The sequence below is a fragment of the Emticicia agri genome (genome assembly GCF_004168285.1).
Lineage (GTDB): Bacteria > Bacteroidota > Bacteroidia > Cytophagales > Spirosomataceae > Emticicia > Emticicia agri.
Genome location: NZ_SEWF01000042.1, coordinates 17,880 through 40,223, shown reverse-complemented (window position 1 = coordinate 40,223; position 22,344 = coordinate 17,880). Strand labels below are relative to the sequence as shown.

General features: G+C 37.5%; 18 protein-coding genes and 4 tRNA genes. 4 read left to right on the top strand and 18 right to left on the bottom strand.

Translation table 11 applies throughout. From position 1 onward, the window contains the following. Positions 1 to 890 precede the first annotated feature (890 nt). Positions 891 to 1,397 (top strand): low affinity iron permease family protein, encoded by a 507-nt coding sequence (locus EWM59_RS21565; protein ID WP_130023326.1) that lies wholly within the window; start codon positions 891 to 893, stop codon positions 1,395 to 1,397. Positions 1,398 to 1,436: 39 nt separating this feature from the next. On the opposite strand, the gene EWM59_RS21560 is transcribed toward EWM59_RS21565, so the two are convergent. The 3 genes from EWM59_RS21560 to EWM59_RS21550 all read right to left on the bottom strand — a co-directional run bounded on the left by EWM59_RS21560 (position 1,437) and on the right by EWM59_RS21550 (position 5,232). Next, entirely contained in the window at positions 1,437 to 2,162 is a 726-nt protein-coding gene (locus tag EWM59_RS21560; RefSeq protein WP_130023325.1) for a hypothetical protein, read from the bottom strand. A gap of 74 nt (positions 2,163 to 2,236) precedes the next feature. After that, positions 2,237 to 3,799, bottom strand: coding sequence for an ADP-ribosylglycohydrolase family protein (locus EWM59_RS21555; protein ID WP_130023324.1), 1,563 nt, complete (start codon positions 3,797 to 3,799; stop codon positions 2,237 to 2,239). 197 nt (positions 3,800 to 3,996) lie between these two features. Then, positions 3,997 to 5,232, bottom strand: coding sequence for an NAD(P)/FAD-dependent oxidoreductase (locus tag EWM59_RS21550; protein WP_130023323.1), 1,236 nt, complete (start codon positions 5,230 to 5,232; stop codon positions 3,997 to 3,999). A 160-nt stretch (positions 5,233 to 5,392) separates the two neighbouring features. On the opposite strand from EWM59_RS21550, the gene EWM59_RS21545 reads away from it, so the two are divergent. Continuing rightward, positions 5,393 to 6,166: an alpha/beta fold hydrolase gene (locus EWM59_RS21545; RefSeq protein ID WP_130023322.1), complete on the top strand. Its 774-nt coding sequence runs from the start codon at positions 5,393 to 5,395 to the stop codon at positions 6,164 to 6,166. Between the two features lie 59 nt (positions 6,167 to 6,225). After that, entirely contained in the window at positions 6,226 to 6,891 is a 666-nt protein-coding gene (locus tag EWM59_RS21540) for a CBS domain-containing protein (RefSeq protein WP_130023321.1), read from the top strand. Here the strand turns inward: EWM59_RS21540 and EWM59_RS21535 are convergent. The 14 genes from EWM59_RS21535 to EWM59_RS21470 all read right to left on the bottom strand — a co-directional run bounded on the left by EWM59_RS21535 (position 6,869) and on the right by EWM59_RS21470 (position 21,149). Then, on the bottom strand, positions 6,869 to 8,122 hold the full coding sequence (locus EWM59_RS21535) for a TCR/Tet family MFS transporter (protein ID WP_130023320.1): 1,254 nt from the start codon (positions 8,120 to 8,122) through the stop codon (positions 6,869 to 6,871). The genes EWM59_RS21540 and EWM59_RS21535 overlap by 23 nt on opposite strands. Before the next feature lie 150 nt (positions 8,123 to 8,272). Beyond that, positions 8,273 to 9,541, bottom strand: a complete 1,269-nt coding sequence (locus EWM59_RS21530) for a hypothetical protein (RefSeq protein WP_130023319.1) — start codon at positions 9,539 to 9,541, stop codon at positions 8,273 to 8,275. A 77-nt stretch (positions 9,542 to 9,618) separates the two neighbouring features. Continuing rightward, positions 9,619 to 10,602: a LamG domain-containing protein gene (locus EWM59_RS21525; RefSeq protein ID WP_130023318.1), complete on the bottom strand. Its 984-nt coding sequence runs from the start codon at positions 10,600 to 10,602 to the stop codon at positions 9,619 to 9,621. A 283-nt stretch (positions 10,603 to 10,885) separates the two neighbouring features. Next, the gene (locus tag EWM59_RS21520) at positions 10,886 to 13,342 is read right to left on the bottom strand and encodes a YfhO family protein (protein WP_130023317.1); all 2,457 of its coding nucleotides are present in this window, start codon (positions 13,340 to 13,342) and stop codon (positions 10,886 to 10,888) included. Positions 13,343 to 13,480: 138 nt separating this feature from the next. Continuing rightward, positions 13,481 to 14,149 carry a hypothetical protein gene (locus tag EWM59_RS21515; protein ID WP_130023316.1) on the bottom strand — a complete coding sequence of 223 codons (669 nt, stop codon included), beginning with the start codon at positions 14,147 to 14,149 and terminating at the stop codon, positions 13,481 to 13,483. A gap of 1 nt (position 14,150) precedes the next feature. Then, positions 14,151 to 15,143 carry an alpha/beta fold hydrolase gene (locus EWM59_RS21510; protein WP_130023315.1) on the bottom strand — a complete coding sequence of 331 codons (993 nt, stop codon included), beginning with the start codon at positions 15,141 to 15,143 and terminating at the stop codon, positions 14,151 to 14,153. 88 nt (positions 15,144 to 15,231) lie between these two features. Further along, on the bottom strand, positions 15,232 to 16,347 hold the full coding sequence (locus EWM59_RS21505) for a helix-turn-helix domain-containing protein (RefSeq protein ID WP_130023314.1): 1,116 nt from the start codon (positions 16,345 to 16,347) through the stop codon (positions 15,232 to 15,234). A 139-nt stretch (positions 16,348 to 16,486) separates the two neighbouring features. Continuing rightward, complete coding sequence (gene tuf / locus EWM59_RS21500) at positions 16,487 to 17,674, bottom strand: elongation factor Tu (protein ID WP_130023313.1); 1,188 nt, start codon at positions 17,672 to 17,674, stop codon at positions 16,487 to 16,489. A 219-nt stretch (positions 17,675 to 17,893) separates the two neighbouring features. Continuing rightward, a tRNA-Thr gene (locus tag EWM59_RS21495) sits at positions 17,894 to 17,965 on the bottom strand. Between the two features lie 84 nt (positions 17,966 to 18,049). Then, positions 18,050 to 18,122: transfer RNA gene (locus EWM59_RS21490), tRNA-Gly, on the bottom strand. A 46-nt stretch (positions 18,123 to 18,168) separates the two neighbouring features. Further along, a tRNA-Tyr gene (locus EWM59_RS21485) sits at positions 18,169 to 18,251 on the bottom strand. Positions 18,252 to 18,455: 204 nt separating this feature from the next. Further along, positions 18,456 to 19,511 (bottom strand): outer membrane beta-barrel protein, encoded by a 1,056-nt coding sequence (locus EWM59_RS21480; RefSeq protein WP_130023312.1) that lies wholly within the window; start codon positions 19,509 to 19,511, stop codon positions 18,456 to 18,458. Between the two features lie 124 nt (positions 19,512 to 19,635). Continuing rightward, the gene (locus EWM59_RS21475) at positions 19,636 to 20,532 is read right to left on the bottom strand and encodes a hypothetical protein (RefSeq protein ID WP_130023311.1); all 897 of its coding nucleotides are present in this window, start codon (positions 20,530 to 20,532) and stop codon (positions 19,636 to 19,638) included. A 62-nt stretch (positions 20,533 to 20,594) separates the two neighbouring features. Next, positions 20,595 to 21,149 carry an RNA polymerase sigma factor gene (locus tag EWM59_RS21470; protein ID WP_130023310.1) on the bottom strand — a complete coding sequence of 185 codons (555 nt, stop codon included), beginning with the start codon at positions 21,147 to 21,149 and terminating at the stop codon, positions 20,595 to 20,597. Positions 21,150 to 21,468: 319 nt separating this feature from the next. Between EWM59_RS21470 and EWM59_RS21465 the strand changes: the two genes are divergently transcribed. Next, positions 21,469 to 21,542, top strand: a tRNA-Cys gene (locus tag EWM59_RS21465). 69 nt (positions 21,543 to 21,611) lie between these two features. On the opposite strand, the gene EWM59_RS21460 is transcribed toward EWM59_RS21465, so the two are convergent. Continuing rightward, entirely contained in the window at positions 21,612 to 22,328 is a 717-nt protein-coding gene (locus EWM59_RS21460; protein ID WP_130023309.1) for a hypothetical protein, read from the bottom strand. Positions 22,329 to 22,344: the final 16 nt, after the last annotated feature.

The following is a 22,344-nucleotide window of genomic DNA, read 5'->3' as shown; positions in this document are numbered from 1 at the left end:
CTTTGGTCTCGCATTTGCATTCTCAACAAGTTAATGAACTTTATTCATCCAGTCCTAAAACCTTCCGACTCGTTAAAACTAAAACTAAGCTCCTAAAAAAAATTAAAACTCTTTTTGAACAACTTAACCCGTTTTACTGTTTTACTTTTAATTACTTTATCCTGTCTACTTTTTCCGTTCTCCTTCTTTTTTATTAAGCGAAACGGACTGCAAAGTTACGACTCTTTTTGAATTTAAAAAAATATTTTTTCATATTTTTTTTCACTCTCCTTATCTCCTCAGTCGCTCTTTGTAACTCCTCTTTCTTTTACTTCTCTTACTCTCTCAATCAATCGGGGTGCAAAATTCTGAACTTATTTTTACAACTCCTAATTTTTTTCGATTTTTATTTTCCCCTCATGCTTTCTCTTCAACTCTCTTTCCTTACTCTCTCAATCAATTGGGGTGCAAAATTCTGAACTTATTTCTACAACTCCAAATTAATTTTAAACTTTATTTTTGAGATTCCCTTAATTTTCTGATTATCACCTTTTTACTATGCTCCTGCTATGTAACGCTCGGTGTGTCTCTCATTTTTGGGACTGCAAAGGTACGCCACTTTTTTGCCTTTGTCAAGACCCTTTCTAAAAGTTTTCATAGCCCTTTCCCCTACTTCCTTTACTATTAGCTGTTTACATTTCTAAACCTTTTGAATGTTTATATACTTTCTTGATATTATCCAACTACAATCCTTTTACCTATATATACATGAGTATAATTACTTATAGGGATTAACGCCAATATTGCCCCAATACTACCCGAAAACAAGGTGGAACAGTTTTTTTATATACCTATAGTATACATATAAACAAACAGCTACAATCAATTATATAGACTCAAATCTTTTTACAATGAAAAGGAAGAAAAAAGGACTACTTGGTCTCTTTGACCAATTCTCCAAAAAAGTAACTAAGGCTACAGGTAGTCCCTATGCCTTTGTAAGTGCTTTTCTTGTTATTATCATATGGGCATTATCAGGCCCATTGTTTAATTTTTCTGATACATGGCAGTTGGTTATTAATACAGGTACCACTATTATTACCTTTCTGATGGTGTTTATCATTCAGCAATCTCAAAATAAAGATACAGTTGCACTTCAACTTAAACTGAATGAATTGATAGCTTCAAGTGATAAAGCCAGTAACAGACTTATTGACATAGAAGACTTAACGGAAGAGGAATTAGAAAAAGCTAAAGCTTTTTATAGGAAACTAGCAGACCTAGCTGAAAAGGAAGATGATGCTTTTATTTCCCATTCAATTGAGGAAGCGACTCAGAAACATCAGGAAAAATCTAAGTCACTTAAAATACCTAAAGAAACGGGCAAAAACAAAGAAGAAACTAAAATGACGGCATAAAAAAAGCCCGACTACAGAGTCGGGCTAATCTTTGCTTGCTTATCTGGCAAAAGCTGAGGCAGATATATTATCATTAAATACGATATTCGTTGTTACTTTCACAGTCCGTTTATCAGCCGTACTGGTATAAGTTGATTCTGATGGGTATTTGATTCCGTAAGGAGAAGTTGCATAATTTGTATAATCTTCTGTGATTACTTCACCACTGGCTAAAGTTAACTTTCTTCTATTTAATAAGCCTGTGCCTTCATCAAAGTACAAATTATATTTTACGCCTTTCCCACTCAATTCTACATGATTTACCTTTTTCCCGTTCAGGGTTTCAGAGCCAACTAGTGTAGCTACATAACCTTTCTTCTGAAAATCCCAGAAAGGCAAAACTACTTCTCTTATCTCTCTGCGCATATTTTCCTGTTCTTTTGCACTCAGGTCTTTGGTTTCGTATTGCGTATTTTTATCACCACTTCCAAGTGGTACTTTCAGCCAGCCTTCATTTCCTTTAATACCATAAATGAAAGTTCTTTTCAGAATAGTTTTTGCTTTAGACATAGAACCATCAGCAAATGAGGCTTTAATATCCATATCATAGTCAGAAGCGGCACCACTCTTATAGCTCTGTTTCATTGAATAAGTATTCACACCATCCCAAAGAGATTTCCCACCTGTAACCTCTATATATTTATTGAGTACATCTTGTGCGGTTTGAGCAAATGCAAAACTTACCGAAACTGCAAATGCGATAATACTGATAATTGATTTTTTCATGCGTTGTCTGATTAATTATGTTTTCCAATTAACGTAATTTTCTTTATTCCATTTTCTTAGACACTATTTATCTTTCAGGGTTTAATTTTCTTTGGTTGACCGAATCGGTAAATGGTCTGATTGCCTTCGCTATTGGGCTGTTCGTTATATACAATTACATCGTTTAGTCTTAAATCATGTTGAACCGAAGGATTTAGCAGTTTTACTTTTACTTTATGTTTTCCCTTTGGCAACTGATAATTCCAGAATATTTCGTGGCGACGTGTCCTGAAATCGGTAGGCATTTCTACTGTTTCAATCAGTTTGTCGTCTATGTATACTTCAGTATTCAGCACAATATCTTTGGTTTCTTTCTCTTTTTTTTCAGCTACTCCTTTAATTACTACTCCTGTACCTTCAAAATCAAAACTATATTCATCTTTTACACTTTTATAGATAAATATCTTGTCAACAGGATATGTTTTTTCAAAACTTTGTTCCCAGCGAACTAACTCAGGTTTTTGAGTCAGAATACTCACTTTATCGCCCGAAACTTTGCCGCCATTTCGTTCGATATTCTGCAAGGCATGTTTCAATCCTATTTCATATACCTTATTTAATGAGATAGTGGTGTATTTAAAATCAATATCTTCTGCTTCTGTCAGACCTATTTTCCAATAAGCAGGTATTTTTGAGTAACCAAGCATGGTTCCTAAAATACCACAGGCCGATGATGGATTACAGTCAGCATCTTGTCCGCAACGGGTGGTTATTTCTATGGTTTTAGTAAAATCTCCTTTACCATATAATAGCCCCAATACTACATAAGCCGAATTAAGTTTGGCATCTATATTAAACGGTGTAAATACGCCATCCGGGCAACCAATATCTTCTGACCATCTTTCCTGTAGGGCAAACCAGGTCTTTTTCCAGTCGGTTGGGTATAATTTGTAATACTTAATTACATCGGCTATACATTTATAATACTCACTTTGCTTCGGAATTGTTTTCAAAGCTTCATTAATTATATATTCAATGTTGTTAGAAGTGAAAGCCAATGTGTAGCAGGCACCCAAGAAAACACCGCCATACCAACCATCGCCATAGTTCATGATATGTCCGATTTTATCCGAAATCTTAGAGGCAGTATTGGGCATTCCGGGCGACATCAGTCCTGCAAAATCACATTCAATCTGATAGTCGATACAATCAGCATGAGGATTATGTAACCAATGCCCCGATTGCGGCGGCATAATATTATGTAATATATTGTAGCGTCCAGCCTGATTGGCATGCCATAGGGCATAGCCTGCATTGGCATAGGCTTTGGCATGAGACTCAACCGGAGCATCCAGTCCTTCTTTTTCAATAATATCTACAAAGGTTAGGTCCATATATAAATCATCATACAGACCGGGGTTTTCAAGCATGGTTTTCTTCAGATAACCATCATACCACGGAATAGGCTGGTATTCGTTAATGATTGTACCATTGTAACGAAACTCCATCGGCCCACCGAAAGTAACACCGATAGTCTGACCTGCCCAACCACCTTTTATTTTATCATGTAGCACTTCTTTTGAAAGTGTCAGGTATTTTTGTTGAGCCTGAACAGCAACTGTCAGACATATAAATAGAGAGGTAAGAATTGCTTTCATAAATATTGGTAGGTTTTGAATAGTTTTTAACCTCTTAAAATAACAGCGACTAAAGTCGCCGTCTAAGAAAACAAAGGAATAATTTTAATTGTGATGCGGACTTAAGCGACCGACGCCCGGTCCGCTTTACGTTGCTAAAAGCTCCTTTGTTACTTTAGCCACCGACTTCAGTCGGTGAAATTTGATGCAAGGGAATTTCAAATCTCACTAATCATCTCTGCCACTTCCCTACCCGTTTGCATGGCTGCATTTAATGAGGGATAAGCCAGATAGTCGCCACAACGATACAGGTTCTCATCTAATTTCAGTACTTGTTTTTTTGTACCTGCCGGAAACCTGACTGATGCTTCGGGTATATGATAAGTACGCAGATGTTTCCAGACATTGACCTGTGCACCAAACCAATCATATAGTTCACGTTTGATGCGGCTAATGTGGTTTCGTTCATCAATCTTCTCCAAGCCCTGAGTACTTACTGAAATCAGGGCTTTCCCGGCTATTCCATAAGCAGGTGAAATATCGGTGGGTACACATAAGCTATGCACGAGACCTTTACTGTCGGGATTTAAAGTTAGAAATTTCTGTCCTTTTAAAGGCGAATATTCTGCCGAAAAATAAGTACAGGTATTAATATAGTAATCAAACGTTGCATTTTCACCCAAAAGACCGGAAGCCGTATAGGGGTCGGAGGCTATAACGATTCTATCAGTAGTCAGTACTTCTCCCCCATCCAGAAAAACCCGATTGCCTTCTATACCCTTGACAAGTGTATTCAACCTGATTTTTTCTTTTGAAATCTGTTCTGCCATTTGTTCAGGTATAGCCTGCATGCCTGCGGCAGGAATAGCTACCTCACCTTTAAAAAATTGTTTGAACAGAAAATGAAACAGATTACTTGAGGTATGAAGGGTATTGTCAAGAAAAGCCCATCCAAAAAATGGCATGAAAAACTGTTGAATGATTTCTTTGCTCCACCCATAGCTTTTCAGAAAGCTGATAGTTGCCATATCATCCATACCGAATAGCTCATCATCCGGTATCTCTGAAACATATTTACCAAATTTATTAATTTTTAATCTGTCACTCCAGGAACCGACAGGCGAAAAAGCCATAGACAAAGAAGCACCTTTGCTTTTGAAAGGATTTTCGAGTTTAGTAAATCCTTTCTTAGCTTTTATCAAAGCTCCCGGTTCAAAATATTTCAGGTCTAAGTTACTGTAATTTAGTATTTTACGTGCTTCGGCATAGTTAGTTAAAAGTACCTGAAAGCCTCTGTCAAGTCTGAAACCATCTACTATATCTGTCCGTACTTTTCCACCCAATGCATCTGAACTTTCTATCATTACGAAGCTCATTCCTTTATCATTCAGATACCTGGCACAGGTCAATCCCGAAATTCCACCGCCGATAATCACCGTTGAAAAGTCATTCATAAACTTTTAATGTCTGTTTTTCGTTTTTACTATAAAAGTTTTGAAAATTCAATTTTAAACTACTATTTTGTCTTATAAAACACAAATATAGACCTATTTCTTAATTACACCTTTGTCAGAACATACTAAATCTTAAATAGAATTTTCGAAAAAAAACAGAATGAATTATCAGGTACAACAGGAAGGAGAGTTTAAATACATTGATGAAGGTAGTGGTGATACATTACTTATCTTACATGGCTTATTTGGTGCATTAAGTAATTTCGACGACGTGATTGAAGGATTCAAACACCGTTGCAGGATTGTTATTCCTGTAATGCCTATTTATGATATGCCCATGCGTGAAGCAAGTTTAGAAGGCTTGCAGGCATTTATAGAAAGATTCATTGCTTTCAAGCAATTAAAAGATATTATTTTATTGGGTAATTCGTTAGGCGGCCATGTAGGTTTATTATATACGCTGGCACATCAGGATACAGTTAAAGCCTTAATCTTAACCGGAAGTTCGGGTTTATTTGAAAATACAATGGGTGGATCGTTTCCGAAACGTGGGAGTTATGATTATATCCGTGAGCGTGTAGCCTATACTTTTTATGATCCAAAAACAGCTACTAAAGAACTGATTGACGAGTGCTTTGAGATTACTTCGAGTATTCCGAAATGTATGAATATTGTACAGATAGCCAAGTCGGCTCAACGCCACAATATGGCTAAAGAAATACCTAATATAAAAGTACAGACATGCTTAATATGGGGGCTTAATGATACCATTACACCGCCTCATGTAGGTTTTGAGTTCAACCGTTTATTAGAGAATTCGGAACTGTATTTTATTGACAAATGTTGCCATGCCCCCATGATGGAGCGACCCGAAGAGTTTAACCACTACCTTGCCAGATTCCTTGATAAAATTCAGGAAGAAGTCTTGGCATAATTTTTTATGGATATTTCTTCGGATAGCTTTAGAAATATATTATAAAATAAAAAACACAAATGACAGCTACTCAAATTATCAACCACGAATTACCTATTTTGAAACTAAGCGACACTGTTGGTGAAGCTTTGAACTGGATGGAAGAGAATCGTATTGGACAATTGGTGGTTGTCGATAATGAAAAATACGTAGGTATTATAAGCGAAGATATATTGTTGAATTATGACGAAGACTTATTGATTTCTGAGATAATGCCTCAATATTCAGGCGTGTACATTTTCGATTACCAGCATATATACGAAGTATTAGGACTTATCTCTAAATACCACCTACAACTACTGGCGGTGGTAGATGAAGAAGAAATTTTTGTCGGTAATATTACAGCCGGCGAACTTTATAACAGATTTGGCGAACTCTTGGGCATACAAGAGCCTGGAGCTGTATTAGTAATTGCTATTAAAAACAGAGACTATTCTTTAGCAGAAATCAGCCGTTTGATAGAATCTGACAATGCCAAGATTCTGAGTAGTTATTTTTCAGGAAACCAATATACAGGCGAAGAAAATTCAAAACTTACGCTAAAAATTAACCGCCAGAATATTTCTTCAATCGTAGCAACCCTCGAACGCTTCGGTTATATGGTTGAAGGTGCTTATGCCCACGAGCCTGTTGATAGTATTGAGCAGGAACGCTACGATATGCTTATGAAATATCTGAGTGTTTAACCTCTGCCTGTTCTACTTTTGTGGTATGCTTACGCAAAGTTCTGATAACCAATAAAAGACTAATAGTAGATAATATTACCGAAGCCAGAAACGGAACTCCTGGAAAATAGACAGGTGCATCTTTCGCTGTAAATTTAGCAAACAAACTTGCCATCAGCACAGGACCAATAATAGTAGCTACACTATTAAGGCTTGTTAAAGAGCCTTGTAATTCACCTTGCTCATTAGCAGGCACCTGCCCTGAAATAATTCCCTGCATAGACGGCCCTGCCAAACCTCCTAAAGCAAACGGCACCATGATAGCATAGACCATCCAGCCCTCATTGGCAAAAGCGTATGCCAATGAACCCAGAATTGAAAATGCAAAACCGACATATATAGATTTTTTTATCCCTAATTTGGGAATCAGAATCCGGGTCAGGTATCCCTGAACGAAGGCAATCATAACCCCAACAAAAGTCAAAGAATAACCAACCTGCTCATCAGACCAGCCAAATTGCTCTTTTGTGTAATAGGCCCAGGTTCCCTGCGTAGAAAAACTTGAAATATATACCAGAAATAAGGCTGCAACCAACCCCATTATCATAGGAAACCTACGAAGATTTTTAAGAGCCCCTATTGGATTAGCACGCTTCCAATTAAACTTTCTGCGGTTTTCTATACTAAGAGATTCCGGCAATACAAAATATCCATATAACCAGTTCAATATGGTTAAGCCTCCTGCAACCATAAACGGAACTCTCGTACCATAATGACTTACAAAACCTCCGATACTTGGGCCAATGATAAAGCCTAAGCCAAAAGCTGCGCCAATCATACCAAAATTCTGCGCTCTTTTGTCAGGGGTACTAATGTCGGCCATATAAGCGGCAGCCGTAGTAAAACTCGCGCCCATAACCCCGGCAATTAACCGACCCACAAACAGCCACCCGATAGTGGGAGCAAAAACTAAAAGCAAATAGTCGAGACCAAAACCAAAGAGTGAGGCAAGTAATACCGGACGACGCCCATACTGGTCACTCAATCCACCCATAACCGGAGAAAAAAGAAACTGCATTACGGCATAAGCCGCACCCAGCCAGCCGCCATAGCTTGCAGCACCACTAATATCAACATGTGCTAATTCTGAAATTAATCTGGGTACAACCGGAATAATAACACCGAAGCCTATGGAATCAATCAAAACTGTAATGAGAATAAAAGAGGTGGCAGCACTTTTTTTAACGGACATGGTTTAGTAAGTTTTATGCAAATTAACCATTTTTCTACCGTTTTTTTTTAATTCTGCATTAAATTTAGGTTAAAGGCCATGTATTTAAAACAAACAAAAGCCACTCAAATAATTCAGATGAATAGCTTTTGTTTCGTGTTCGAAGTGTACTTATTTTTTCAGTTTCACTTTTCCATTTTTAGCAACTAACTGCATTTCTAACTCTTTTATTCTTTTTTCCTGTTGTATCATATAAAGTGTTAGTTCTTCTACTTTTAATAATAATTTCGATGTCATTTCACCTAATGCAACCCCGTTTTCTTCTACTTCTTTTGTAGTTGGTATTTCGGGCAGATGCTTGTTTTGCTTCACATAAGCCTCTAATTGACTAATAGGCATTAGTTTATAGTCTTTCTCAAATACATAATCGCACCATTTAGGGTCTGCTACCAAATCGCTGACACGTGCTCTGCCACAAACAGATAGTGTATAATCCTGAGCAGGTAGCACACCTATTCCTACCGGACCAGATAGGTAATTAGTGGGATTGGCTACAAGAATCACATTACCATTATTGTCAACTGACAGCACTTTGTCGGATATAGGACTTAAAGGAGAACTATAGGTTAAATTGCTGAGTTTTAAGCCGGAGGTATTAGGGGCATCACTTACGATTTCCAGCTTAGCGGTCGGAGATTGTGTACCAATCCCGACATTGAGGCCATATTGTCCTGTACCACCTAAAACCATACTATTGCTGGTTGACACCTTGGCATTACTGCCGATAGCAATGGCATTGGTAAGACCTGTTACGGTAGGAATCGCTTTATAGCCAATCATTACATTATAGTTACCCGTAACATTGGTACTTTCAGTCCATATATTACAGCTTGTCCAGCAGAAACCGCCTGCATAAGTACCAATAAATGTATTCCCTGAGCCGCTTGTATTATCAAATCCAGCCGAACGACCTACAAAAGTATTGTCTTCGCCTATGGTATTTCTATAACCTGTTACATGGCCTAAAAATACGTTTTGTCGTCCGGTTGTATTATAGTACCCTGCCTGTGAACCTACAATCAGGTTATATCGTCCTCCTGAATTTTTTCTACCTGCCCAGAAGCCCATAAAAGTATTTTCATCAGCCGTATTGTTTTCTCCTGACGCTCTTCCGATAAACACGTTTTTTTCAAAAGTAGAATACTTTCCGGCATCTGCGCCTATATAGACACTACTTCTGGAAAAAGAACTGTTTTGGCCTGCACCCGAGCCAATCATTACCGAGCTGTCAGACGACATATTCTGGCCTACATTATGCCCAAGATGTACTCCATTAGTAGGGGCATTGGTATTTGGTGTTACCAAAACAGTAGTATTTTGTGCCATAGCAAAAGAGCTTCCTAACATAATTAGTAGCAGTAGTCCCAATAGATGTTTCATTGTTAATGTTAATAAAGGTGATTAATTTTTTAGCCGGTTTAAAAATACAATCAAAGTGCTGCAAGCGTACTGGCCTGTTAATTACAACCACCAATTACTGCGCTTACTGATGTAGAGAGTACCGAGCCATTGTTCACACTAAAGCCCGGATTCATTTCCATTGCTCTGGCAGTAAGGTTTAATTTTGCAGAGCCTGTCACTTTGTTAGTAGCTTTTATTTCTATGCCTGCTTTTACATGCTCACCAATCGATAAATCATCAATAGGGCTGGCAAGTGTCAGTTGATTTATACAAGGAGTAGAATTATATAAATTAGCGATTTCTACAGCAGAAAGGGCTCTGTTCCAGATACCATAATCATCTAATTTTCCAAGAAAAACTTCAGCAGGTATGTAAGAGGCTTCGCCACCAAAAACTATTTTGCAGTAATAGTGTGTGGCTTTGTTATTTCCTATTACTGTCTTATCTAAAACACCATTGATATAGAAATCATAATTCGTTCCGTTCTTTACTAATACCACATGGTTCCATGTATTAATGGTTCTTGTTGCATTTGAATAACCAGTATATTCAACAATATCCCAGCCTTTAGAGCCGGGGTCTGAGCCTGCCAGAAAAACATATTTATCATCAAATTCTTGTCTGAAAGGATTGTTCTGCCCATATAATGTAATAGCAATCCCATTGTGCGGGTCGGTATTAAGAATCACCTGGCTATCGTTATAGTTATTAGGGTTCAGAAAACTTGTGGAGTATGTCCAGCACGAAATAGTGAATGAGTTCCAGCCTATATTAAAAAAGGCATTATTAACATCAATTCTACTGTTTGATCCATTAAACTGATACGCACTATTGGTATTACCAAATCTGTCGGAGGTTAAAGTTACATCTGAGGGTATTCCGTTATTACTGTTTCCACTATCGTCATTGGCATTGCCATTAAATCCCCAATAACCTACTAATCCATTGGCTGGCACATAAGATGGTAGCTGTGAAAAGGCTGAAAAAGAAATTGATAAAACGAATAAAACATTAGGTAGAAACAGCATTTTTTGAATCATAAAGGGTAGCAATTGGTAACAGCGATTATTAAAAAGGGACAAATCAGATTAGTCAATATTATTGATTTTAAATATACTATTTATTTGCTTTTCTTATTCCGAGATGCACACAAATTATACAATTTCAATTTATCAGGCTTCTATTTCAGATACTATAATCCATCTATCTTTTCTGAAAAACTTCAGGAATCATGATAGATGCCAAGCCTATTAGTGGCAATCGTTTATCTAATACATCATTCCTATCTGGTCTTTGATAAAGACCAGATAGGAATGGGTCTTATTATACCTGTAGAGTTGCTTGCTTTTTCTTTTGTAGCATACTTAGCACAACTAATGCTGTATATATCAGAATCCCTATGATGGTTGCCCAAAAGCCCGTGGTCACATAGGGTGGCTCGTATTTCATTACTATATTATATTTTCCGGCATCTAATATTACGCCTGTCATACCGTAGGTAACTTTAATAGTCGGGATTGCTTTATTATTAGCTTCAATTTTCCAGCCTTCATCATAAGGAATTGATAAATAAAGCAGTTTAGGGCTACTTAATTCTAACTCTCCTTCAATAAGGTTATTAGAAAAAGATTTAATTTTTAAGGTTTCTTTTTTTCTGTTATCTGATAATAATTTCACTTGCTCAAGGGTCAATACAGAGATAGAATCCTTTACTTCTTTCAGTTTACCGAATGTAGCTTTCTCATTATCATTAATTACAAAAGCCTGCATCAAAGCAAGGTCTCTTTGCAGAAAAGACAATTTCTGAAAATTAGTATCTGTCATATAACCATCGTAAGTAAACCCGAAAGGCAAATAATTCGGATTCTCAAAAATGCTTATATCATTAATGCTTGTCAGAGAATCATAGCCAAAATTCTTGTATGGAATTACCCCTCTCGAAAGTACGTATTTAGTACCCACATGGCCCAACAAAAAGGGTCTATTCCTTAGCTGACTCATCCAGCGGGTTTCAAATTCTCTCTTCAAATCAAGCATACCTAATCCAGCCATAAAAGCAGCCTGATTTTTATGATTAAAAGCAGTATAGACTGTAGTGCCATTATAGCCCTGTACCATAGGGTCGTTAGTACTTACATGAATAGCAGTTCCTGAAGAGTAGTCTTTTTCTATCCGGTAAAACGAAGCATCAGCTTTTTTCAGATAGGCAACAGCCTCATGAGAATAATCATTGAAGCCTGTTTTCTCTTTCCATTCTGACGCTGAAATAATATCTCTTTTATTCAAGGTTGTACTCACCACTCCTGTAGTTTCTATCAGCGTTATTACAAGCAACAGATATTTAAGCACAATTCCTGACCAGAAATTATAAATGGCAAGTATAATAGCCAGAGAGGTAAGCACCAGTATGGCTTTTACTTTCTCTGAATTTACCATAATACTTGACCAGTCTTCGGTATAGCTGATAGACAATAATAATATCCATAAAACATAAGTTCCACCCAAAAGTGGCAGATTCAGTTTTTCACCATTTTCAACTTTTGTAATCACCCACAGTCCGGCAATCAGCAGTGTAATACCAATAAATAGCGATAAAATACGGTAATAATCTCCTGTGAAGCCCCAGAAAGCATTTCTGAAAAATGGAAAAAGGATAATAAGCAATACAATACCACCTATTACTCCGGCTGTTTTTCTTAATCTGCCTTTCAGAAGTATAAAAATCTGTGGAAATAAAAGCAAGCCCAAAAGTCCCAAATAAAAAGTCGGACCCTCCATATAATTTGTCCAGCCTCTGTAATTATTACCGATTCCGAGCATATTATTACCGAAAAATCTGGACACGATAGTACCTGCCTGTAAGCCATCTACAGGTTCGAAAACCGGCCTGCCAGTGAGTGTGCTGACATAAGACGAACCACCTGATACACGGGGGCTGTTAAGCATGGTATATAGATTGGCACCTAACATAAGTCCCCCCATACACAAACCTAATATACCGGAGCCCACAATTTTTGCCAGATTGGTGAGATAGCTTTTCAGAGGCTGATTTTCCTGAAAAAAATACCAGGCTACAATATAAATGAGTGAAAATTCGCCAATAAGAAACAAATTAAACGGTTGGTCCATTGCCACAAGTGCCACCGCAATTGGCATATAATACCATTGCTTTCCTCTTAGTATAAGTTCTAATGCCAATAACCAGAAACTGAATTCAACCGCCCAGCCGGTGAAGAAATTAAACCATCCTGAACTGATGCTTAAAAATCCGGATAAACCATAGACCAATCCGCCAATGATACAAGCGAGTGCACTCAAAGAGAGTTGCCGCAGATAAGCATAAAAGAACAAACCAGATAACACGAATTTGACAAACTCTATGAGGCCGATTGAATAGGGAAGATTTTTAGCACCCATCAGATAGATGAGCCAATGAAACGGATTGCCCAGATTGAAAGGCGCTACATATTGCCCTAAGCCCTGTTGGAAAGACCATTTCGGAATACCATCTTTTTCAATGGTATCAATAATCATTTTAGCAAAAGCATAAATCTGATTCAGTGTATCACTACCAATATCTTTAAAAAGAAATTCTTTTTTACCCAGTAAAAAATCTTTAAATACCCAGAAGTTAGCCAATGCTAAAAGCGCTAAAACAATATAGAATGAATTTTTATATGATAAAAAATCAGGTATTCTAATTGGAGCAACGGTTTGTGGAGTGACAACCGTTTCTTTAGCTGCAGTATTTACTTTCTGAATGGGTTTCTTTTTAGCCATAAAGGTAGTTTATGAAATAGGTTTGTTTCTACAAAAATAGCAAAAGCCTTGCCTAATTTGCTAAAAATTAAAAAAACAAATTATTACTGAAACTATGCTTATTAAAGGAGTTGTGTGGAAATACAGGCATCAAATACACTATTTTATCTTCAGATTATACCCTATCTGTGCATAAAACGGCAACAATGGTGTAGTTCTAAAATCCTGGGTAATTATTTTACCCGCTTTGAGTATTAAATCATGGCTTCGCCAGCTAAAGCCTGATTGTAAACCATAGTAAAAATTACCTCCGGTAGCAGGGTTATACCATCCATCTTTTGCCGCAAAGTTTTCTTTCATTGCTTCGGTATGTTTAAAATGCGTAACAATAGCCTTATCAAAACCCACCTCTCCCGCTAAAAACCATTTCGGTTTATAATAACCAATAACCCCCGAAAAATCAGCCCCGAAATTATTCAGCCTGACATAGTTATTCTCATATCTTCTGAATATTCCTTGTACTTTAGTACTGAAACGAAAATCCCCTACCCTGAACCACCTGACTTGTCCACCGACTTTAGTCTTGAAATCATCTCCTAAATTTTTTCCTGATGGCATCGCATACTCAGCTCCTACTACAATAGGAAAGTTAGTTTTTAACTGATAACCATAGCCGACACTCAATGTCAGGCTATAATCTAACCCGATAGCAAGACTTGCTATGTGTCGCTGTTCTTTCTGTAAATTTGCCCAGTTAAGTGTTTGAGCATAGCTGAGATTTGTGGTAATGAATACAGAAAATATGATTAGTTTGGTTATAATTTTCATATTAAAGAGTGTTTAAGTAGTTGAGTGCAATAGGATAAAAATTATTCCAACCTGTCGGGAAACTAAGCATATCATGCCCTGCACCATTTATTTTTTCCAGTTGGACATTTGGATAGGCCGACGATATTTTTTGAGCATAAGTTAAGCCATAAGACTTATTCCGCTCACTATAGATAAATAGTACCAGGGTAGTATAAGATTTCAGATTGTTAGTCCAGTCTGGCTTTTCTTTATTCCCTACCTCAAATAATGCTTCCTGAATTACCGCACCGCTTCGCCAGAATGATAAGGGGCCATCATTACCCAAAGAACTTTCTGCTGACTCATCTGCAGAAGCCATCAGTGAAAACTTGTAATCTAAAATGGCCTGCTCGTCTTGCTTACCTGTAATAAACTGGTCTAAATAAGTAGCATCATTGAGGGTTTCTGACGTAAATCGGAAACTGCGTGAACGCCCTACATAATCTAAAACATCCTGCCAGATAAAACCACCGGGTTCGGCTAAAATAGCCCCATTAATAGCCTTTGGATAAGCATTGATATAAGCAGTAGCTAACATAGCACCCCATGAATGCCCTAACAGAAATACTTTTTGTGTAACAGAAGTTTTATAATGAGCTATAACACCACTCAAATCATCTAACATAATCTGGATGGAATAGGTGTTTTTAGTGTGTCTTTTTGATAGACCGGAGCCTCGTTGGTCGTAAAATACAACATAATAGCCTTGGTCAGCAAAGGCTTTACAATTCAACAGATAGCGATAATCACTACCCGGACCACCATGTAAAATGACAAGCATAGGGTCGGTAGGACTACCAAAAGTTTCTGCGTGAAGTTGAGTACTATTGACTTTAATAGACGGAATAGAAGAATCCTGCTCTACTGTTTTGGGCACCAGATTGCCTGCTTCATTGATAGAAAGTTCTTTTTCGCAACTGAAGATAAAAAATGTCAGAAGTGTTGCTGAGATAATACTGAATGTTCGATTCATAATTTTTGCTTTAAATTTTCAGCAAAATTGAACCGTGAAAAGGTACCAGTCGCCCCATTTTGTAAGGTGGTACTTATTTATTTTAAAATTATGCAGCTATTTTAAAGGAAGACTGTGCCAGATACTCTTTAGGAGAAATTCCGGTAGATTTCTTGAAAGTCCGGTTAAACGTAGTCTTTGAATTAAAGCCACAATCAAAAGCCAGAGAAAGAAGTGTATATTTTTGGTTATCCTCTATTAAAGCTATCTCCTTAAATTCTTCAATACGCAATTCGTTGATATAATCATAAAAATGCTTTTGTTCAAATGAGTTAATTACTTGCGATAAGGTATTCTGATGAATAGTAAGCCGTTCAGCTAAGTCTCCCAAAGTCAGTTCAGGATTCTTAAAAAGCTTTTCTATTTGCATCAACCTCTTTAACTGAGCATGAATCTTTATTGCCTCTTCTTCTTTTAAGGCTGATTTCTCATACTTTATTTTTTCCTGAACTTCTTTGACGATAGGCGTAGCACCAAACGGGATTGCTGCGTAAGATAAGCTACTATTACTGAATACATTTCCCTGTTTAATACCCACATAACCTATCACTATTACATAAGCTGTTACTGAGGCAAAAGTAAAAGCATCATTGCCTAAAATAACAACTAGCCATATTATGCCTATACCATAAAGCAGGTACAATAACCATTTCATATTCAAGGTTTCAATTAATGCAAAATGGTTTCTGAAACTCTTTCTGTATCGGTTGAGCAAATGCCAGCAAAGTATCAGATAGATAACTCCTGACAAAATAACAGAGATAAAAATAATAGTTGTCTGAGCTTCAAATCCTGAACCATTCTGGCGATAAACCAATATTTTTTGTTCCGAAGAAAGTAGCAGGAAAGGCATTAAAGAACAATAAGCCACCAACGCAGGAAGAAAATGAATAAAGAATTTACCTGACCGAGACGAAGGATAAATTACTGACTTTATATACAGATATAAAAATGGCCCATGCAATAAAGGCATTGGAATTTCAAGCCCTAATAGATAAGAATAATGAACGTATTGACCGCTAAAGTGCAGATAGAACAATTGCAGATGTATGCCGATACAACACAACCAGCTTGCTAAAACTGTATCAGCTTTTGATTTATTCTTTTTGCTTATCAGCACAATTGCCAGAAAAAAAGTAATGATAATTCCGGTAAGGTAGAGCATATGTTGTATTGTTTCTTTTAACAGACAATACAAATAGTCTGAACCCCTATGGATACTATTTATTTTCTGACAAATAGCTTATAAAAACAAAAAGCACTTCCTTGCGGAAGTGCTTTTCTATATGCTGTCTTAATTAAAATTAAGCAAGGATTTCAGTTACCTGACCAGCACCTACGGTACGTCCACCTTCACGAATCGCAAAACGAAGACCTTTATCCATAGCGATGGCGTTGATTAATTTCACTTCGATAGTGATGTTATCACCAGGCATAACCATTTCCACACCTGCTGGAAGAGTAATCTCACCAGTTACGTCAGTTGTACGGAAATAGAATTGAGGACGGTATTTGTTAAAGAATGGCGTGTGACGACCACCTTCTTCTTTGCTCAATACGTAAACCTCTGCTTTGAAGTGAGCGTGTGGTTTCACTGAACCTGGTTTACAGATAACCATACCACGTTTGATATCAGTTTTCTCAATACCACGTAACAATAAACCTACGTTGTCACCAGCTTCACCACGGTCAAGGATTTTGCGGAACATTTCAACACCAGTTACAACTGATTTCAAACCTTCAGCACCCATACCTAAGATTTCAACAGCCTCACCAGAGTTGATGATACCTGTTTCGATACGACCTGTTGCTACAGTACCACGACCTGTGATTGAGAACACGTCTTCAACTGGCATCAAGAATGGTTTGTCAGTTGCACGAGCTGGAAGTGGAATAAACGAATCTACTGCATCCATCAATTGTTCGATAGTTGCAACCCATTTCGCTTCTCCGTTCAATCCACCAAGAGCTGAACCTTGAATTACTGGAATGTTATCGCCATCATATTTGTAGAATGATAACAAATCACGGATTTCCATTTCAACAAGTTCTAATAACTCTGGATCATCAACCATATCCACTTTATTCATGAATACAACTAATTGAGGTACACCTACCTGACGAGCCAAAAGGATGTGCTCGCGAGTTTGTGGCATAGGACCATCAGTTGCAGCTACCACAAGGATAGCACCATCCATCTGAGCAGCACCAGTTACCATGTTTTTCACGTAGTCAGCGTGACCAGGACAGTCAACGTGAGCATAGTGACGATTTACTGTTTGGTATTCTACGTGTGCAGTATTGATAGTGATACCACGTTCTTTTTCTTCTGGAGCGTTATCAATTGATGAGAAATCTCTTTTATCTGCTAATCCTTTCTCTGAAAGTACTTTAGTGATAGCAGCTGTCAAAGTTGTCTTACCGTGGTCAACGTGACCAATAGTACCAATGTTTACGTGAGGTTTACTACGGTCAAAATTCTCTTTTGCCATGATTATTGAAGTCTAAATATTAGATTTATTACAAAATTAATTATTCACTTTGATGAGCCTTCCTGCAGAACTGTTGATTGAACCTGTCAAGTTTCCTGGTTACGAAAGAAAACTCCTAAATTAAACTACTGAAACCGAATAAGATAATCACAACTCCTTTCTACAACATATCTTAATTCAATTCCCTTCTTAAACAAAAAATGCTCGATGCAAAGCTAGAGCCTTCAAGCAGGATTGAACTGCCGACCTCTTCCTTACCAAGGAAGTGCTCTACCACTGAGCTACGAAGGCATTTTCTAAAAGAAAGAGATGATTCTCAAATCGGTAACGACCGAACCGTCGCCACTTATATCTTGAAACATCTAACGCTTTCTGAGCGGGAGACGGGTCTCGAACCCGCCACCTATAGCTTGGAAGGCTATCGCTCTACCAAATGAGCTACTCCCGCTGATAATTCACTAATTCGTGATTAGCTAATTCACGATTAATAATTGTGGGGGCGGATGGATTCGAACCACCGTAAGCGTAAGCTAGCAGATTTACAGTCTGCCCCATTTGGCCACTCTGGTACACCCCCAATTATTTCCCTGTCTCATTCAGAACTCTTATCAAAGAACGTTACGTTCCGAATGGGAGTGCAAAATTAAGTTCTTTTTTTTAATTGTCAAATATTCACTCACAAAAAAAACAATTTCTTTTTTATTTTTTTTCATACCTCTCTATTTACACACGAAAAGTGGCAAAAATCATGGATTTTTGCCACTTTTGAGATTTTATTTTTTTACAACCTTATCCCTATCGTCCAGGCTTGCAGGCCTGCCACATTCTTCTGGCTTGATTTGAATAGTTCTCCCATATCATATCTGCCAAAAAATGTAATGCCTCTTCTTTTACCTATTTCGGCAGTAAGACCATAGCGGAAATCGTTCAGCCCATAATTATCTCTATCAATTTCTTTTTTACTGCTATCGCTATATTTCAGCTTACGGTAAGTGCCTATGCGGTATCCTATATAACCCCCCAAGCCTATTTTCAGTTTAGCCTCTTCGAAGCCGAAATTCAGCATAACAGGCAAATTCAGGCTTGTTTCTACCAGCTTGGTTCTTTTAAGCCCTTTGTTAGCTACCAGAAACTCAACCTGCTCGGTAGTGTGGTCAATGTAAGTATTACCTTCAAACATAAAGTTATTCCAGGCTATTTCAGGTCCATAAGTTAAGGCAAAGTCAACCTGTTTCCCATTTACCAACGTAGCATTTCTCTGGAAAGACAAAGCAATAAAACGAGAACCCCAGGTTTGCAACGAAGGCACAGTTGACGGCCCGTTTGTCCAGTTATTAAGCCCCAGATAAAATCCAAAGTCAGTACGTGAGAAAAATCTGCTATTACCGGGTTTCTTTTTGGGTTTTACATATTTACTATCATTGTCCCGGTTGTCATCATCGTCATCATCGTTTCTATCCGAACGGCTCCAATGGTCATTATTCCCGTTGCGTAAGGTATCTCTTTTGCTCAGTTGGTCCCGGGCATCTCTGGCTACAATTTTAATATTTCTTCCATCACTCGCAACCAGAAGAATGGTATCCTGCTTGGCGCCATCTTGCCCTATGAGTATCAACGCTTTTTTACGTTCTGACGAATCTACCCCCATGGTCTTCAACACGTTCTCTAAATTCAGATTACGTGGCAATTCAAAATCCTTTTTGCTTGAAGTATAAACCGTTACACGTTTTTTCACGCCTCTGTCCGTAAACTCTACAATTGTGGTATCTTGTTTATAAGATGCTTTTACCGAAATTCCTCCCAACAGTAACAAGAGGATGAGTCCTAATCTTTTCATTATTATTCCCTATTAATTTTTTCCGTTTATTTTCCGTATTACAACGGCTTTTCTATTACTATTTTCTTTTCTGTACTCTATCACTTAATGGCGAACCGGGAGTTCGCCCCACAAATAGCTATTATTATTCTCTTCTTTGTATTCTTCCTATTCTGCGTTGCACAAAGTCTCTTACATCTTCACGCTCTTCTTTAAATAAACCTTCATCAACTTTTGCCATAGCATCTTTCACTCCTATGCCTTTCAAATCTACTTTTTCACCATATTTAAAATGCTTGTACTCACCATACAGTTTTGCCAAGAATGATTTTTCTTTTTCAGCTTTTTCTTCTACCGAACTTTCAGTTTCAACTAAAGGTTGAGTAAGCGTTTCTTCTCCCGGTGCTATAGGTGTAATTACTACCACTACTGTTTCTCCGATATTATATTTAGAAGCTATCGACGAATTTTCATCAGAGAAAGTCTCTACATCAGCAGCCGTTTTACCAGTCAGTGTTTCGGCCTGCAATAAAGTATGCTGTGTTTCTTCCGTTTGATTCTGGGCAATAGCATCGGTAGATTCTTCTATAGGTGATGTTGTTTCATCTATGGCAGAAGTTTTTACAGGTGTATGTATTCTTTTTGCTATGGCTATGTCATTAGTCAATTTAGCTGATGGCATTTGCTCAACAGTATTTACTTTTTTTCCGGTTTCTGTTCCGGCTATTGCAGGTGCACTATCCTGATTGACAGGAGCAGCAGGCTTTTCTACGGTTTCAACATTGGTAGGTTTCCCGCTGTATGCCATCTTTCCATTATCCGGGTTGTGCTGTGATAGAATTCCTATTGTCAAGGCAGCTACCACCCCTGCTGCGGCTGCATAATAGCCCCAGTTACGGTTGATAGCAAAAACTCCACCACGACGTTTGGTTTGTTTTTCCTGCAAACGTGCCTGAAATTTCTCAAAAGCCTTTTGAGAAGGTTCCTGGCGGTGTTCTGCCAGTTTCCTGGCAAAAAGTTCGTCAATTGGATGTTTCTTCATTTTGATTATTGATATTTTCATATCTCCTGCCGAATCGTCGGCTCACCCATGAGCGGGAAATATTAAATGACACTCTTTTCTAATTTCATTAACTTACTCTGTAATAGGGTTCTCGCCCTACTTAACTGAGATTTAGAAGTACCTTCTGAAATCCCCAACAACTCGCCTATTTCCTGATGATTATACCCTTCAATGGCATACAGGTTAAAAACCATGCGATAACCTTCGGGTAACTGGTCAATCAATCTCATTAAATCTTCTGCTTCCAGGTCTGTACTAAAGGCTGAATCGTTTGGCTCTTCAATGGCATACTCCAAATCAACAGCTATCATTTTTTTACTTCGTACATACATCAACGCCTCGTTAATCATGATTCTTCTGACCCACCCCTCAAAACTTCCCTGAAATGTAAACTGGTCTATCTTGTCAAAAATCTTCATGAAACCCTCAATCATCACATCTTCTGCCTCCATTTTATCTCCCACATAACGATTACATACGGCAAGCATCTTAGAAGCAAATTTCTCGTAAAGACGAGTCTGTGCTTTTGAGTCTTGTCTTTGTACGGCTCTTGCGAGGTCGTATTCGTTAGTGAATAAGGATAAAATTCGTGTCATAAAATCATACGTTCATAAGCAAGATGCAAAAAACTATTGAAAGGGTTGCGTGATAAATAAAAAAATATTGATGATGGTAAAATATTTTTTGTGAATGTGGGTTAATTGCCGTTGACTGTATTGAAAGAGTCGGCGAAATTTTTAGAAATAAATCTATATGTGTAATTCCTTAGCGTGTAGAATATTTTATAAACCATTTCTTATCAAGTACTTAACGAATACTTTAAAAACGTGTGATTAGAGCATCTGAGAAATTTTACATTTTTTTTAGATTTTTTTTGGAGTTTGGTACAATGCTTGTACTTTTGCACTCCCAAATGGTCCTGTGGCCGAGTGGCTAGGCAGAGCTCTGCAAAAGCTTGTACAGCGGTTCGAATCCGCTCGGGACCTCCAAAAATTCAAAAAGCACCTGAAAGGGTGCTTTTTTGGTTCCTTTACTAAATCTCTGTATCAAGGCAAATACTAATCCCGATATTTTTTAATGAGTTTTAAAGTCTGATTTACCCATAAATAGGTAGATGAGTGAAGTGTTACTACATCATGGTAAGTATTTTCTAATGCAATTCTTTCAAAATCCTTTTCAAATGAACTGTTTGGCTTTGTTAAAAGAACAGTCCCTGAGTTTATTATAGTAACATAAAGTTCATCAACTTGAATATCTGCTTTCAGTTTATCAATAAAATTTCCATCGTATAAAATACAAGTTGCCAGCCCTATCTGACTACTAATACTAATCATTGTGTCTCCTGTTGTTGAGTCACTCATCCCCTCAATTTTTAACTTCGCATTTTTTATATTCCGAGAACTAATGTCCAAAACTTCGTCTTCCGTGATTTTATATTCAGCCAAATCAGATTTCATTACATAGTCTATACCTGTATTTCCGTTTGGTCTAACCTTTACTCTCGCTATAAAAGCTCCAATATTATCACCTAATTTTTCGTGTACTACCACTTCGCAAAACATATCATTCTCTTCAAAATTGCGAATAACAGGCAAAAAATCTAAACTGTCCTGCTCAAGATTTAATGTTTTAGTAACATTTTCACCAACACGCATTTCACTGAAACCCTCTTTTTGTTCGGCTTTGACGATAAAGTTGTCTTTTTGTTTTACATCTTCTTTTTGAGTCACATTTTTTCGGCCAAATAAGCCTGATAATCCATCTAATATTCCCATGATTACTTTTTTTATT